Source organism: Hyphococcus sp., assembly GCF_041986965.1.
Taxonomy (GTDB): domain Bacteria; phylum Pseudomonadota; class Alphaproteobacteria; order Caulobacterales; family Parvularculaceae; genus Hyphococcus.
Window position 1 is genome coordinate 1475956 of record NZ_JBHIXB010000001.1, and the last position, 14236, is coordinate 1490191.

Sequence of the window (14236 nt, forward strand, 5' to 3'; positions counted from 1 at the left end):
TTTTGCGGCCGCTTGAGGGGCAAACAATTACCTGTGGCTGTTTTAATCAGCCGATTTCGCCCCTTGGTGGCGAGAAACGCCCCTAAAAAGCCAAGATTGTGCAGAATTGTCTCATTTTGAGCCTGTGGCGCTTCCGGTTCGGCGCCGAAATTGATATTGTGATCCGGGAGAGAAACTTTTGGGGGAAAATATGAAATCCATTCTCGCTTCAGCGTTGGGGCTGGCAACCGCCTTTGCCGCCAGCGCCTATGCCGCGCCGATGACTATCGGCGGGGTCGACTTCGATGACAGCAATGGTGTTGTCGAAGCTAAACTTGCCGCTGGCGGTTCCATCGCACGCGGCACTACTGTTGGCCAGGACGTGGACGAAGTCGAAGGATTCGACCTCAGTTCGAACTTTGAATTGCGGAATAACGGCACCGGAGACGACGACGTGCTGTCGCTCCTTTTCGCCAGCCCGATCGTCAACGGCGCGGGCGACTGCATTGAATCAGCTGATGAAGACACCGGTCCTGCAAGCCTTGCTGATTATGCCGGGTGTGATTTGTTGATTTTCGAAGTCTTCAACCAGTCCGACAGTCCGACGACGGCCCTCACGCTTGAGGGCGCCCAACTTGAAGACCAGCCGAGCCCGCCGAGCTCAATTCTTGGCGTTCTGCTGGCGTTCATCGACGATATCGATATTGACGGTGATGGCGATGAAGATGAGCTCACGATCTGGGGTTTTGACCTCGCCCTTTTGGGACTGGCCACCGGTGAAAGCGCATCAAATCCGCTTTTTGTTGGCCGGGATCAGGGTACGCCTGATATCGGCGCAGTCATCGGCATGAATTTCGGCGACACGCCGGAAATTCCGCTTCCTGCCGCCGCCTGGTTATTCATGGCTGGTGTTGCGGGCTTTGGTTTTGCTGGCAAGCGTAAGCGCGCCGTTTAACTGAAAGCACTTCGCTTCACCGATAAAACCCCGCCCTGGTCCCCCACGGCGGGGTTTTTTATAAGCCCAGCTGGCGGGCGGCGAGATCGTTCATAATCTCTTCCGAGCCGCCGCCGATCGCCATCACACGCACTTCACGATAAATGCGTTCAACCCGTGCGCCGCGCATAAAACCGGCGCCGCCGAGAATTTGCATGGCTTCCCGCGCGCAGAACTCCATGGTCCGCGTCGCCTGAACTTTGAGCAGCGAGAGGTCGGCGACCGGCGCGTCGCCGTTGCGCACCCGCCAGGCGCAATGATCAAGATAGGCCTGTGACGCATTGGTCCGGCGCACCATTTCCGCAAATTTGTGGCGGATCACCTGATGCTTTGACAGGGGTTTGCCGAAGGTTTCACGCTCGCGCGCCCATAGGGCGGCGTCTTCGATGCTGACCCGGGCGAAGGCGATCGCCTGAGCCGCCATGGAAAGCCGCTCCATGTTGAAATTGGCGACAATGCCGGCGAAGCCTCCATTCTCTACGCCAATGAGATTCTCTGCCGGAACCGTGACGTCGTTAAAATGGATGCTCGCCGTATCCGACATCCACCAGCCCATCTTTTTCAACGGGGTGCGCGTGATACCGGGCTGGTCCGCTTTGACGAGAAGAAAGGAGAGGCCCGCAGCGCCGTCGCCGCCAGTGCGCGCGGCGACGGTGAAATAGTCTGCGCGGCATCCGGTTGTGATGAATGTCTTTTCGCCATTAAGGATGTAGCCGTCTCTGGTCTTTGTGGCTTTGGTTTTGATGTTGGCGACGTCGGAGCCGCCGGAAGGCTCCGTAACGCAGAGCGCGATCAGTTTTTCGCCGGAAAGGACAGCTGGGGCGATGCGCTGTTTCAGCTCTTCTGAACCGAGCACCAGGATTGGCGGCAAACCAATGCCGTGGGTCATGAGCCCGGCGATAAGCCCGCCTGATCCGGCGCGTGCGAGCTCTTCTGATGCGATCAGGGAATGAAAGACATCGACGCCTTCGCTGACCCCGCCATAGCGTTCAGGAAAGCCAAGCCCGATCAGTCCGGCGGCAGCCGCCTTTTGGTGAAGCTCGCGGGGAAACGCTCCGGCCTCGTCCCAGTCATTCACATGAGGGGCGATCTCCTGCGCGACAAAGGTGCGGACCGATTGCCGCCAGGCTTCATGGGTGTCGTTCAAATGCGGCGAGGGCAGGCGTGTGGCGTCAAAGGAAAGCGGTTCTGTCATGGAGAAACTGTCTTCCTCAATTGAGCAGGCGTCAACGCGGCGTTACACAAGGCTGACGGGAAAAGGGTGCAGGTCATGAAGCTTTATCACTGTCAGGGCGCGCGATCGCTGCGCTGTGTCTGGGCGCTTGAGGAAATGAGGCTCGATTACGAGCTTGTGACGCTTCAGTTTCCGCCGCGTGTTTTCGATAAGTCCTATAAGGAGATCAATCCTTTGGGCACGGTCCCGTGTCTGATCGATGGCGACGTGACGATGACCGAAAGCGCCGGGATCTGCGAATATCTCGCCGTCAAATATGGACCGACGCCACTCGCGGTTACACCGGACGAACAAGACTACGCTCTCTATCTCAACTGGCTGCACCGCTCTGATGCGACGCTGACCTTTCCGCAAACGCTGGTCTTTCGGTATTCGGCGCTGGAGCCCGAAGAACGCCGCCAGCCACAGGTGGTGGAGGATTACCGCGCCTGGTTCCTTGGCCGCTGGCGGTCGGTGGAAGCGGGGCTGGAAGGGCGCAATTATCTTTGTGCGGACCGATTCACGATGGCTGATATTTGTGTCGCCTATGCGCTCTATTTCGCCAACACGCTCAGGATTTCTGAAGCCATGACCCCGAATGTGGAAAAGTGGTGGGGGCGGTTGACGGCTCGGGAAGCCTATCAGCGTGCAATCGCGCTTTGATGCGATGACAAAATTTTCATCATGGCGCCAGTTGGCAAATCACCTATAACGAAGCGTGGCCATTTAGCCTTTGGAGGCGATCCATGAAACTGCCGCTCTTTTTCAAAATTGTCCCTCTTTTCCTGCTGGCGGGGACCGCGGCCTGCGGCGAAAATGCAGCATCGAGCGCCGACGCGGCTCAGGAAGCTTATGCGCCCGGTGAGGTGCGGGAAGGGCTGGCCCGGCCGCCCGCGTCTATTACGGTTGAAACGCCGGAAGCCAACGCGCGCCGGGGCCGCCTTCAGTTCATCACCCGCGGCTGCGTCATTTGCCATCAGGTCAATGGCGTCGGCGGCAAGGCCGCGCCGGATCTTTCCGCAATGACCGCGCCTGAGACGGTCAACGCGCTCGATTTTTCCTCGCGCATGTGGCGCGGCGCACCGGCGATGACGGCCTTGCAGGCGGTCGAGCTTGGTTATGTTATCGAGCTCGATGCGCAGGATATCGCGGATCTTGCCGCCTTCGCCGCCAGCCCTGAAGAGCAAAAACTGCTGACTCTTGAGTCTGTGCCGGCGGAGATGCGTGACTGGTTCCTTGATGTGCCGCATTGGCGCAGCGATGACTGGACGGATTATCTCCAGCGCGGTGAGCGTATACCGGGTCTCGAGGAAGAAGACTTCTAGCGCTGAGCTTTCTCGCCGGTCAGCACATCCATCTCGTCCGCATATCCAGCCTCGTTCAGCGCTTTCAACGCTGCGCGGCGGCCAGGGCGGTCAGGCTGTGGATCGGGCGCACGCGGCGTTTCCAATAAATCTTTAATGTACGCTTCACTAAGCTTGTTTTCCTGCGCGCCTGCGATGACAAGGGCCAGATACCAATCATAGGGCTTAAGGCCAGCCACGGGATTGCAGGCGATGTAGGTCGTGTGATGAAGGTTTTCTTTGCGCGTCAGGCAGTGCACAGCAAATTGATCCAGACGATTGTAACCGGTTCCGCGTTCTTCAGCCGCATCAAGCGCGGTCATGTCGCCTCTATTGATTTCGAACATGACGCCAAGGGTTGAAATTTCGCTTCCTGCAGCCGGCGCCAGCGTTGCCTTGCCGGAGCCGTCCTGGCTGCGCTTTGAAAAACTGAGCTGATGGCCTGTGATCTGCGCAGGGCCGATAAGGCGTGCGCTTGGGCAGCGGGCGCGAAGGCGCGCCGACAGCATATTCGAGCCATAGGCGAAATATCGGATCGTCGTCATTTCTTCGGCCACAACACCATCTGCGTGCAGCGGAACATGGCGATGACTTTGCCGGTGTCACGGTGTTTCACCGTTGCGTCCCAAAGCTGCGTGGTTTTGCCGAGATGTTTGGCTTCTGCACGGCACTCAATGACGCCGTCACGCGCCGTGCCGAGAAAGTTGGATTTGAGTTCGATGGTTGTGAAGCCTGCCGCCCCGTTGGGCAGGGCGCGGACGCAGCCATAGCCGCAGGCCGAATCGGCGAGACCGACGACTGAGGCGGCATGGAGAAAGCCGTTAGGCGCCATCAGCGCCTTCCTGACGGCAACCTCCGCTTCGACCCAGCCATCGCCAAAGCCGGTGAACTCAAGGCCTAACAGGCCCGGCAGGTATTCTGCGCCTGCGTTATTGAAGACGGTGGAATCATCAGTCATGGCGGCCTCGATTAGATTTCAGGTAGCCAAAACTTGTGACCATTGGCCAGACATGCAATCGCCATGCGCAGCGTTAACTGCAAAAAGTCGGGCTGCGCACCGCTTTTGGGATTTGACCTGATCCCCCGCGGCGGGTGACAATCACGGTAAAACAATATCTTCAGGGAAACTCCAGGAAGCGATGCCCGTTTTTGAGAGCGAGATCGACCCACGTAGTGAGAGCTACGCGAAAAACCGCACCGATCATTTGAACTTGATTGAGGGCTTCCGTGCGCTTGAAGCCAAGATCATCGAGACGTCCGCGCGGGCCAAGCCGAAATTTGAAAAACGGGGGCAATTGCTGCCGCGCGAGCGTCTCGCGCTCATTCTGGATCGCGGCGCGCCATTCGTGGAATTGTCGACGCTCTGCGGCTACAAAATGCATGACGACGACGGCGACCGGAATATTTCCGGCGGCGGGGGAATTTGCGGTGTTGGATTCATCTCCGGCGTCCGGTGCGTCATCTCCGCCTCGGACAGCGGCATCAAGGGCGGCGCTGCGACGCCCATGGGCGTTCACAAGGCGTTGCGCGGTCAGGCCCTGGCCCTTGAGAACAAGCTTCCTTATGTGCAACTGATTGAAAGCGCCGGCGCCAATTTGATGCGCCAGGCGGAGATGTTCGTACCGGGCGGGCGGACTTTCGCGAATCTGGCGCGTCTTTCCGCCGCCGGTTGTCCGGTAATCTCCGTGGTGCATGGATCGTCGACAGCAGGCGGCGCCTATCAGACCGGGCTCTCCGATTATGTCGTCGCGGTGCGCGGCAAGTCTAAAGTGTTTCTGGCGGGGCCGCCGCTGTTGAAAGCGGCGACCGGCGAAATCGCGACGGACGAAGACCTCGGCGGCGCAGAGATGCATTATCATGTTTCCGGCACGGCGGAATATATGGCCGAAGATGACGGCGATGGTGTGCGGATCGCGCGGGAAATTGTCTCGAAACTCGGTTGGCGCAAGCCGGGCGAAGCGCGCGCCTATGACGAGCCGCTTTACGGCGCCGAGGACCTTCTCGGCATTGTGCCGGTGGATTATCGTCAGCCTTATGACAGTCGCGAAGTGATTGCCCGGCTTGTCGACGGCTCCGACATGCTCGGTTTCAAGGACGGCTATGGGCCTGCGACGGTGTGCACGCAGGCCGCTATCGCCGGCCATCAGGTCGGGATCATTTCCAATAACGGTCCCATTGACGCCGACGGCGCCGCGAAGGTTGCGCAGTTCATTCAGCTGATGGAGCAGGCGGGCAATCCGGTCGTCTTCCTCCAGAATACCACCGGCTATCTTGTGGGGACGGACGCCGAACAGCGCGGCATCGTCAAGCACGGCTCGAAGATGATTCAGGCGGTGACGAATATGCGCGTGCCGAAACTGACCTTGCATATCGGCGCATCGTTCGGGGCCGGGAATTACGGCATGTGCGGGCGCGCCTTCGATCCGCGCTTCATCTTCGCCTGGCCCAACAACCGCATCGCCGTGATGGGCGGCGAGCAGGCGGCGAAAACCATGCGTATTGTCGCGGAGGAGGGCGCGCGCAAAAAAGGCGAGGAGCCCAATAGCGAGTTTCTCGACGGCATGGCGAAGCACATCACCGAGCAATATGACGCCGAGTCGACAGCGCTCTTCGCGACGGCGCGGCTGTGGGACGACGGACTTATCGATCCGCGTGATTCACGAAAAGTATTGGCCTTTTGTCTCGACACGGTCGCCGAAGCGGACCGCCGCAAATTAAGGCCGAATGTTTTCGGCGTTGCGAGGATGTAGGAGAGGAAAATGAAACTCACCACCGAACATGAACAGATCCGCAAGACGCTGAAGAGTTTCATCGAGGCGGAAATCAATCCCTATGTCGAAGAATGGGAGGAAGAGGGTATCTTTCCAGCCCATCAGGTGTTCAAGGGGTTAGGCGACCTCGGCCTTCTTGGCGTCACCAAGCCGGAGGAATATGGCGGCATGGGGCTCGACTGGTCTTACGGCGCGGTCATCGCCGAAACGCTGGGTCATATCCATTGCGGCGGCGTCCCCATGGCCATCGGCGTTCAGACCGACATGGCGACGCCGGCGCTGGCGCGCTTCGGCACGGACGCGGCGAAAGAGGATTTCCTGCGTCCCTCCATCTCAGGCGACTATGTCTCATGTCTCGGCGTTTCCGAAGTGGGGTCCGGGTCCGACGTCGCCTCTATCAAGACCACAGCGAAAAAAGACGGCGATGATTACATCATCAATGGCGGCAAGATGTGGACAACCAGCGGCACCCAAGCTGACTGGATGTGCCTGCTCGCCAATACCGGCGATGGGCCCGTCCATCAGAACAAGACTCTCATTTGTCTGCCTCTGAAAGAGGAAAACGGGCAACACAGGAAGGGCGTCACCGTCGCGCGCAAGCTCAAAAAACTTGGCATGCGTTCTTCCGATACGGCGGAATTCTTTTTCGAGGATGTGCGCGTGCCGCAGCGTTACCGCATCGGTGAGGAAGGCGCGGGCTTCATGTATCAGATGCTGCAGTTTCAGGAGGAGCGGCTCTGGTGCGCGCTCTCCAGTCTCATCAGTCTCGACAACACGATTGATGAAACCGCTGAATATGCGCGCCAACGCAAGGCGTTCGGTAAATCGATTCTCGATAATCAGGTCGTCCATTTCCGCCTTGCGGAGCTGAAAACGGAAGTGCAGGCGTTGCGATCCCTCACCTGGGATGCGGTTGATAAAATGATGCAAGGAGAAGACGCAACCATGCTCGCCTCCATGGCGAAGCTCAAAACCGGGCGGCTTGCGCGGGAGGTGAATGATTCCTGCCTTCAATATTGGGGCGGCATGGGCTTTATGGAGGAAACGCCGGTTTCTCGCGCCTATCGCGACGGACGGCTCGCCTCCATCGGCGGCGGCGCCGACGAGGTGATGCTCTCGATCATCTGCAAAAATCTGGGCACATTGCCGGGGAAATCGAACAAGGCCTGAATGATGACAGAGCTGCCGGAGCTTGAAGACATTCTTTTGTCGCGGCGTCAGTCGGCGCTCATCGTGATGCTGAACCGTCCGCAGGTGAGGAACGCGCTTAACGGCGCCATGATCAGCAGTCTGCTGACCTTATGTGACTGGCTTGCCGAAAACGATGACATGCGCATGGTTGTTTTGCGCGGCGCCGGCAGTTCCTTTTGCGCTGGCGGCGACATCAAGGAATTCGGTCAGATGGTGATGGCGGAGGAGCCTGCCGCCGGAGAAGCCGATCCAGTCGCCAGGAACAACCGCATCTTCGGGGATGTCTTGCTAAAAATGGACGCTATTCCGCAGGTGCTGGTCACTCTCATTGAAGGGTCAGCATTTGGCGGGGCCAATGGCTTTATCAGTGTATCGGATGTGAGCATTGCTGAAGGCCACGCAAGGTTTTCGCTTTCTGAAACGACTTTAGGCGTGCCGCCTGCGCAGATCGGGCCGTTTCTGGTGCGAAGAATGGGTTTGTACAATGCGCGCCGGCTTGCGCTTACCGGGGCGCATTTTGGCGCGCAGGAGGCTTGCCGCATCGGTTTGGTGGACAGGGTTGTGAACGGCGACGCCGGGCTTGAGGGCGCCCTTGCTGAAATCCTGTCACAGATCGGGCGGTGCGAGCCAAAGGCGAACGCTGTGACAAAGGCGATCTTCAATCGCGCAGCGCCGCCGATTGATGCCGCGCAGCTTGATCAGGCGGCTGAGGAATTTGCTGAATGCCTGCGGGGTGAAGGGCGGAAAGGCGCGATGGCGTTCGCGCAAAAAGAAACACCACCCTGGCTCGAGTCGTTTGCAGCGGTCAAAGAAACATGACCATCATCCGAAAATTGCTTATCGCCAATCGCGGCGAAATCGCGTGCCGCATCATCCGAACGGCGCGGGCGAGGGGCGTTGCAACGGTCGCGGTCTATTCCGACGCAGATATGAACGCGCTCCATGTCCGCATGGCGGATGAGGCGGTCCATATCGGCGGGCCGGAGCCGGCGCAAAGCTATCTCAATACCGGCGCCGTCATCGCCGCCGCCAAAAATACAGGCGCTGAGGCGGTGCATCCCGGCTACGGGTTTTTGTCCGAGCGCGCAGACTTTGCAAAGGCCTGCGCTGATGCGGGGCTGATCTTTGTCGGCCCGCCCTCAGATGCGATCGCCGCCATGGGCGATAAGGCTGAAGCGAAACGGCGCATGATCGAAGCGGGCGTTCATTGCGTGCCGGGTTATCAGGGCGAGGACCAGTCCGATGAAACGCTGTTGAAGGAAGCGGAAAAAATCGGCTTTCCGGTGATGGTGAAAGCGTCGGCAGGCGGCGGCGGGCGCGGCATGCGCATTGTTCAGGGCAAAACTGAACTTGCAAATGCGATTGTGTCTGCGCGCAAGGAGGCTGAAAATGCGTTCGGCGATGGACGGCTTTTGCTTGAGCGCGCGGTTTCCGGCGCGCGTCATGTAGAGATCCAGGTATTCGCTGACAGCCACGGAAGCTGCATCCATCTTGGCGAACGAGATTGCTCTCTGCAGAGGCGCAATCAGAAAGTCATAGAAGAAGCGCCGTCGGCGGTGATCACGCCGGAAAAGCGTGAAGAAATGGGCGCCGCCGCGGTCAAGGCGGCGCAGGCGGTTGGCTATGTCGGCGCCGGGACCGTGGAGTTTCTTTTTGATCCAGCGCGTGACGAGTTTTATTTCCTGGAAATGAACACGCGGCTTCAGGTTGAACATCCGGTGACGGAAATGATCACCGGCTTCGACCTCGTCGCATGGCAACTGGAAATCGCGGAGGGCAAGCCGTTGCCCGTTTCACAAGATGATGTGCATATTGAGGGATGGGCGATGGAGGCGCGGCTTTACGCCGAAGATCCGGCGCAGGGCTTTATGCCCCATTCCGGCAAGATTGCCGTTCTGGATTTTCCGGAGCGGCCGGGGTTTCGAATCGACAGTGGCGTTGAGGAAGGCGATACAGTCACGACCTTTTACGACCCCATGATTGCAAAAGTCATTGCCTATGGCGCATCCCGCGATGAAGCGCGCCTGAAACTCGCAGCGGCGTTGAAGAAGACAGTGCTTCTCGGTTTCGCCCATAACCGCGACTTCCTCGTTTCTCTGCTGGAGGATGAGGCTTTTGCGAAAGGCGAGGCGGACACGGGCTATATTGAACGCAACGTTGATCATCTGGCGCTGCGCAAGCCGCCGGGTGGCGGCGCGGCGATAGCGTTGGCCGGCGCCGCGCTGGTGGATGCGCCATTCGGGGATCTGCTGACAGGCTGGCATTCGCGGGGCGGCGCGGGCTTTCCCCTCCATCTGGTGAAGACCGGCGGCGAGATACTCAAAGCCGCTGTCAGGCTGGACGGCACGAAGGTCATGGCGACACATGGCGTCGGAGAAGCATCGATTGAGATTCTGTCAAAAGATGAAACCACAATCCGTTATCGCCATGAGGGCCGCATTGGCGTCGCGCGCTATGTCCGCAATCATTATCATCTGGAAATTGAGACCGATGGCGCCTGGGAGCGTTATACGGATTTCACCCTTGCGCCGGCGAGCGAAAGCGCCGGCGGCCATGATGTTGTGAAGGCGCCCATGGCGGGGCTTGTTACCTCTGTTCGCGTCGGGCCGGGGGATCCAATCTCAAAGGGCACGATCGTCGCCACCGTGGAAGCCATGAAAATGGAACATCAGTTGAAAAGCCCGCGCGATGGCGTCGTCTCAGAAGTGCTGGCGAAAGAAGGCGACCAGGTCGCGATCCGTTCCAAACTGGTTGCACTTAAAGCGGAGGCATAGATGCCTGCTGATACGGCGATTATCACTTGCGCGCTGACCGGCGTTCTCACCAATCCGGAACAGCATCCCGTTCCCGTGACCCCGGAACAGATGGCGGCGGAAGCAAAACGCGCGTTTGACGCCGGCGCCACTATTATGCATGTGCATTACCGCCAACAGGAAGCCGGAAAGGGACATCTTCCGACCTGGGACCCGGCGATCTGCAACGAGATCAATGAAGCGATCCGTGCGGCGTGCCCGGGCGTTGTCATCAATATGACAACGGGGGTCGTCGGTTCGGAATATCAATATGTGCTCGACTATTTGCGCGCCTGCAGACCCGAGATGGCGGCATGCAACGCCGGGACGCTCAACTATCTCAAAACCCGCAGGGACGGGTCCTGGGCATGGCCGCCGATGGTCTTCGATAATCCGGCGTCGAAAGTGAAAGACTTCATCGAGGTGATGAAGGAGGTCGGCATTATCCCGGAATTTGAATGTTTCGATATTGGCATTGTTCGCTCCGTCGGACTTTATATTGAAAATGGGATGACCGATCACGCCGACTATAATTTTGTGATGGGCGTCGCCTCGGGCATGCCCGCCGATCCGGACCTTCTGCCGTTCCTCATCAAATATAAAAAAGACGGCATGCCGTGGCAGGCGACCGTGATTGGTCGCGAAGACGTCTGGGCTGTTCATCAGCGTGCGGCGGAGCTTGGCGGCAATTTACGCACGGGACTAGAAGATTGCTTCTACCTGCCAGACGGTGAGAAGGCGTCATCGAACGGTCCGATGATTGAAGCGCTCGCAGCATATGCTCGCGATGCAGGCCGAGAGGTCGCCACACCCGAACAAACCCGTGCTATGCTGAAGCTGTCGTGAGCTTTCAAAAAAGGGGAGGCGGTATGAGCTTTACAGTTTACCTCACCTTCGACGGCGATTGCGAAGAAGCGTTTGACTTTTACAGATCAGTTTTCGGCGGTGAGTTTGTCGTCAAGCAGCGCTTCTCCGACGGGCCGCCGGAAATGGCCGCAGTCGCCAAAGGCGAAGAAAACCGCATCATGCATGTGACGTTGCGTGTCGGAGACGCCCTCTTGCAGGGGTCCGACACAGCGCAAGGCCATGCGAGCTCTTACGTGAGGGGCAATAATTTTTTGATTTCCTTCACGCCAGCGTCACGCACAGAAGCGGATGATGCGTTTCAAAAGCTCAGCGTCGATGGTTCTGTCGCCATGCAGATGCAGGAAACATTTTGGGGCTCCTATTTCGGCATGGTGACGGACAAGTACGGCGTGCAGTGGATGATCAATTGCGGTCAGCCGCAGTCGGCGTGACTATTCGGCGGCCTCAAGCATGGCTTCTTCCGCAGCGAGAAACTTTTCCGCCTCAAGCGCAGCCATGCACCCCATGCCGGCGGCGGTGACGGCCTGACGGTAGATGTCGTCGGTGACATCTCCGGCGGCGTAAACGCCGGGGATCTGTGTCGCTGTCGAATCAGGTTGGGTCACAAGGTAGCCGTGATCTTTCATCGCGAGCTTGCCTTCGAACAGCTCTGTCGAAGGTTTATGCCCGATCGCGATGAAAACGCCGTCCACATTGACTTCTTGCATGTCGCCAGTTTTGACGTTTTTGAGGCGTGCGCCCGTAACGCCGAGCGGGTTTTCGTCGCCGAGTATTTCGTCGAGCTGGCAGTCCCAGATGATTTCGACATTTTCCTTGTTGAAAAGGCGCGTCTGTAAAATCTTTTCCGCGCGCAACTCATCGCGGCGGTGAACCAGCGTTACTTTCTTCGCGAGCCCAGAAAGATAGAGCGCTTCTTCGACGGCCGTATTGCCGCCGCCAACGACCAGAACGTCTTTGTTACGATAGAAAAATCCATCACAGGTCGCGCAGGCCGATACGCCAAAGCCCTGAAACTTTTCTTCGGAAGGAAGGCCGAGCCATTTCGCCTGGGCGCCGGTCGCAATAACGAGCGCGTCGGCGACATAGGTCTCGCCGCCGTCGCCAGTGAGCGTGAAGGGGCGTTTCGAAAGATCCACATCAGTGATGAGGTCGCTGATGAATTCGGTTCCCACATGTTCTGCTTGCTTTTGCATCTGCTCCATAAGCCACGGGCCCTGAATCACATCCGCAAAGCCGGGATAGTTCTCGACATCTGTGGTGATGGTCATCTGACCGCCCGGCTGGAGACCGTGGACGAGCACGGGGTTCAGGCCGGCGCGAGCGGAATAGATGGCGGCTGTGAGGCCAGCGGGCCCGGAGCCCAGAATCAGCAAGCGGGTTTTTTTCACAGGGCTTTCCTCAACTTTTCTCAGATGCGGGAGATGGCGGCCAGAATGCGCCGTTGCAAGTCCGGCTCGCAGAGGCGTTACCAAAGGCGCGCTTAAAGGGAAAGGGCGGCTTTTCCACGGTCAGATGGACCGGCTAGATTCACCGGAATGTCAGGCGGCTTGCCTGCCGGGCGTCAAAATGGTAACAAATGTTACTAATATGACGTCCCTAAATCGCTGGAAGGAAATTCCTATGGCGCGCAGATGGATTACCCCCAGCCGGGTTGAAGGCGAAGCCTCGCGGCAGGCTCATGCCGACATGCCGGCGGGCACCTATGAGCGGGAAATCTCCAAGGAGGGCTTCTTCGGGCCCGCCGCCTTCATGCATCATCGCCGCCCGCCCACAGGCTGGGTGAATTTCGAGGGACCTTTACGCCCGCGCGCATTCGATCTTGCCGCTATGAAAGGCGCCAACCCTTCGCCATGGGCGGCGCCGCGCATTCTGCACAACAGCGCGACCGAGCTCAGATACTGGAAACTCGACAGCGCCATGCCGTCACTGGCGCGCAATGGCGATGGCGATCAATTGTTGTTTGTGCATGAGGGCGAGGGCGATCTCTATTGCGATTACGGCCATCTCGATTTTGAAGCGGGCGATTATATCATGTTGCCGCGCGGGACCATGTGGCGTCTGGCGCCTTCATCTCCTGCGTCGATCCTGATGATCGAGGCGAGCAACAGTCACTATACGCTGCCGGATAAGGGTCTCCTCGGCCCTCACGCGATTTTTGACCCGGCGATTATGGATGCGCCGAAGATCAACGACGTGTTCAAGGCGCATCAGGCGGACGATGGTGAAACACGCGTTGAAATCAAAAAACGTGGTGAGATTTCAGTCGCGACATACCCCTATAACCCGCTGGATGTTGTCGGCTGGCATGGCGAGTTATCACCGGTGCGCTTAAATGTGCGTGATATCCGCCCGATCATGTCGCACCGTTATCATGTGCCGCCTTCGGCTCATACGACCTTTCTTTCCGACCGTTTCGTGGTCTGCACCTTCGCCCCGCGGCCTTTCGAGACCGATCCCGGCGCATTGAAAGTGCCGTTCTTTCACAACAATGATGATTACGATGAAGTGCTGTTCTATCATGCCGGCGATTTTTTCAGCCGCGACAATATCGATGCGGGGATGATGACGTTTCATCCCTCCGGCTTTACGCATGGGCCGCATCCGAAGGCGCTGAAAAACATGCTGGAGCAGAAAAAACCGGCTACAGACGAATATGCGGTGATGGTGGATACGCGTGATCCATTGAATATCGGCGAAAGCGCCGGCGCAGTTGAGAATCTGGACTATGTGAACAGTTGGTGCGGCAATGACTGAGACCACTCGCACACAGCATCCGGACCCTGACAGCCTGTGTTGTGAATCCATGCAGGCGGCGCTGGAATTGAACTGCTCGGAGCATGACGATCCTTTCGACTGCCCCGACAGTCTCATCGCCTATAATGAAGGTCTCAACCAGTATGCTCTGATCATTCACGATGGCGGCCGTGACGTCATTCTGATTCGTTATTGTCCATGGTGCGGCGCTGCGTTGGGCGCGGTTTCCGACGAAGAGGAATAAAGGCGGTAAACCGGTCCGTACCCTGTCCTAATCCGCTTTAAAGAGGAGTATTTTCAGGCAATATCGCGCCTTTAGGCGTCGCCATAAT

The 14236-nt window shown here is 58.3% G+C and carries 15 protein-coding genes; 11 read left to right on the forward strand and 4 right to left on the reverse strand.

Annotated elements, in window-relative coordinates:
- Positions 1 to 190 precede the first annotated feature (190 nt).
- Positions 191 to 934 (forward strand): VPLPA-CTERM sorting domain-containing protein, encoded by a 744-nt coding sequence (locus ACFC5L_RS07400; RefSeq protein WP_375200911.1) that lies wholly within the window; start codon positions 191 to 193, stop codon positions 932 to 934.
- Positions 935 to 992: 58 nt separating this feature from the next.
- On the opposite strand, the gene ACFC5L_RS07405 is transcribed toward ACFC5L_RS07400, so the two are convergent.
- On the reverse strand, positions 993 to 2168 hold the full coding sequence (locus tag ACFC5L_RS07405; protein WP_375200910.1) for an acyl-CoA dehydrogenase family protein: 1176 nt from the start codon (positions 2166 to 2168) through the stop codon (positions 993 to 995).
- A 75-nt stretch (positions 2169 to 2243) separates the two neighbouring features.
- Here ACFC5L_RS07405 and ACFC5L_RS07410 point away from each other — a divergent pair, with 75 nt between their 5' ends.
- A complete protein-coding gene (locus ACFC5L_RS07410; protein WP_375200909.1) occupies positions 2244 to 2849 on the forward strand; it encodes a glutathione S-transferase family protein in 606 nt (201 codons plus the stop codon).
- 83 nt (positions 2850 to 2932) lie between these two features.
- The gene (locus ACFC5L_RS07415; RefSeq protein WP_375200908.1) at positions 2933 to 3511 is read left to right on the forward strand and encodes a c-type cytochrome; all 579 of its coding nucleotides are present in this window, start codon (positions 2933 to 2935) and stop codon (positions 3509 to 3511) included.
- Here the strand turns inward: ACFC5L_RS07415 and ACFC5L_RS07420 are convergent.
- Complete coding sequence (locus ACFC5L_RS07420) at positions 3508 to 4074, reverse strand: gamma-glutamylcyclotransferase family protein (protein WP_375200907.1); 567 nt, start codon at positions 4072 to 4074, stop codon at positions 3508 to 3510. The genes ACFC5L_RS07415 and ACFC5L_RS07420 overlap by 4 nt on opposite strands.
- Complete coding sequence (locus tag ACFC5L_RS07425; protein ID WP_375200906.1) at positions 4071 to 4487, reverse strand: PaaI family thioesterase; 417 nt, start codon at positions 4485 to 4487, stop codon at positions 4071 to 4073. Before ACFC5L_RS07425 ends, ACFC5L_RS07420 begins: the two co-directional genes overlap by 4 nt.
- 181 nt (positions 4488 to 4668) lie before the next feature.
- Between ACFC5L_RS07425 and ACFC5L_RS07430 the strand changes: the two genes are divergently transcribed.
- The 6 genes from ACFC5L_RS07430 to ACFC5L_RS07455 are packed head-to-tail and all read left to right on the forward strand — an operon-like array spanning position 4669 to position 11581.
- Positions 4669 to 6279: an acyl-CoA carboxylase subunit beta gene (locus ACFC5L_RS07430; protein ID WP_375200905.1), complete on the forward strand. Its 1611-nt coding sequence runs from the start codon at positions 4669 to 4671 to the stop codon at positions 6277 to 6279.
- A 9-nt stretch (positions 6280 to 6288) separates the two neighbouring features.
- A complete protein-coding gene (locus tag ACFC5L_RS07435) occupies positions 6289 to 7470 on the forward strand; it encodes an acyl-CoA dehydrogenase family protein (RefSeq protein WP_375200904.1) in 1182 nt (393 codons plus the stop codon).
- The gene (locus ACFC5L_RS07440) at positions 7471 to 8310 is read left to right on the forward strand and encodes an enoyl-CoA hydratase/isomerase family protein (RefSeq protein ID WP_375200903.1); all 840 of its coding nucleotides are present in this window, start codon (positions 7471 to 7473) and stop codon (positions 8308 to 8310) included.
- Positions 8307 to 10265 carry an acetyl/propionyl/methylcrotonyl-CoA carboxylase subunit alpha gene (locus tag ACFC5L_RS07445; RefSeq protein ID WP_375200902.1) on the forward strand — a complete coding sequence of 653 codons (1959 nt, stop codon included), beginning with the start codon at positions 8307 to 8309 and terminating at the stop codon, positions 10263 to 10265. The genes ACFC5L_RS07440 and ACFC5L_RS07445 overlap by 4 nt, the downstream gene beginning before the upstream one ends.
- Positions 10266 to 11129, forward strand: a complete 864-nt coding sequence (locus ACFC5L_RS07450) for a BKACE family enzyme (protein ID WP_375200901.1) — start codon at positions 10266 to 10268, stop codon at positions 11127 to 11129.
- Positions 11130 to 11152: 23 nt separating this feature from the next.
- Positions 11153 to 11581 carry a VOC family protein gene (locus ACFC5L_RS07455; RefSeq protein ID WP_375200900.1) on the forward strand — a complete coding sequence of 143 codons (429 nt, stop codon included), beginning with the start codon at positions 11153 to 11155 and terminating at the stop codon, positions 11579 to 11581.
- On the opposite strand, the gene trxB is transcribed toward ACFC5L_RS07455, so the two are convergent.
- Entirely contained in the window at positions 11582 to 12538 is a 957-nt protein-coding gene (gene trxB, locus ACFC5L_RS07460) for a thioredoxin-disulfide reductase (RefSeq protein WP_375200899.1), read from the reverse strand. It lies immediately after the preceding gene.
- Positions 12539 to 12770: 232 nt separating this feature from the next.
- Here trxB and ACFC5L_RS07465 point away from each other — a divergent pair, with 232 nt between their 5' ends.
- Both ACFC5L_RS07465 and ACFC5L_RS07470 read left to right on the forward strand, forming a co-directional pair.
- Positions 12771 to 13904 carry a homogentisate 1,2-dioxygenase gene (locus ACFC5L_RS07465; protein WP_375200898.1) on the forward strand — a complete coding sequence of 378 codons (1134 nt, stop codon included), beginning with the start codon at positions 12771 to 12773 and terminating at the stop codon, positions 13902 to 13904.
- Positions 13897 to 14148, forward strand: coding sequence for a DUF6980 family protein (locus ACFC5L_RS07470; protein ID WP_375200897.1), 252 nt, complete (start codon positions 13897 to 13899; stop codon positions 14146 to 14148). The genes ACFC5L_RS07465 and ACFC5L_RS07470 overlap by 8 nt, the downstream gene beginning before the upstream one ends.
- Positions 14149 to 14236 lie beyond the last annotated feature (88 nt).

Coding starts and splice junctions, on each gene's coding strand:
- ACFC5L_RS07400 (WP_375200911.1), top strand. CDS start 191: ATGAAATCCATTCTCGCTTCAGCGTTGGGGCTGGCAACCGCCTTTGCC.
- ACFC5L_RS07405 (WP_375200910.1), bottom strand. CDS start 2,168: ATGACAGAACCGCTTTCCTTTGACGCCACACGCCTGCCCTCGCCGCAT.
- ACFC5L_RS07410 (WP_375200909.1), top strand. CDS start 2,244: ATGAAGCTTTATCACTGTCAGGGCGCGCGATCGCTGCGCTGTGTCTGG.
- ACFC5L_RS07415 (WP_375200908.1), top strand. CDS start 2,933: ATGAAACTGCCGCTCTTTTTCAAAATTGTCCCTCTTTTCCTGCTGGCG.
- ACFC5L_RS07420 (WP_375200907.1), bottom strand. CDS start 4,074: ATGACGACGATCCGATATTTCGCCTATGGCTCGAATATGCTGTCGGCG.
- ACFC5L_RS07425 (WP_375200906.1), bottom strand. CDS start 4,487: ATGACTGATGATTCCACCGTCTTCAATAACGCAGGCGCAGAATACCTG.
- ACFC5L_RS07430 (WP_375200905.1), top strand. CDS start 4,669: ATGCCCGTTTTTGAGAGCGAGATCGACCCACGTAGTGAGAGCTACGCG.
- ACFC5L_RS07435 (WP_375200904.1), top strand. CDS start 6,289: ATGAAACTCACCACCGAACATGAACAGATCCGCAAGACGCTGAAGAGT.
- ACFC5L_RS07440 (WP_375200903.1), top strand. CDS start 7,471: ATGATGACAGAGCTGCCGGAGCTTGAAGACATTCTTTTGTCGCGGCGT.
- ACFC5L_RS07445 (WP_375200902.1), top strand. CDS start 8,307: ATGACCATCATCCGAAAATTGCTTATCGCCAATCGCGGCGAAATCGCG.
- ACFC5L_RS07450 (WP_375200901.1), top strand. CDS start 10,266: ATGCCTGCTGATACGGCGATTATCACTTGCGCGCTGACCGGCGTTCTC.
- ACFC5L_RS07455 (WP_375200900.1), top strand. CDS start 11,153: ATGAGCTTTACAGTTTACCTCACCTTCGACGGCGATTGCGAAGAAGCG.
- ACFC5L_RS07465 (WP_375200898.1), top strand. CDS start 12,771: ATGGCGCGCAGATGGATTACCCCCAGCCGGGTTGAAGGCGAAGCCTCG.
- ACFC5L_RS07470 (WP_375200897.1), top strand. CDS start 13,897: ATGACTGAGACCACTCGCACACAGCATCCGGACCCTGACAGCCTGTGT.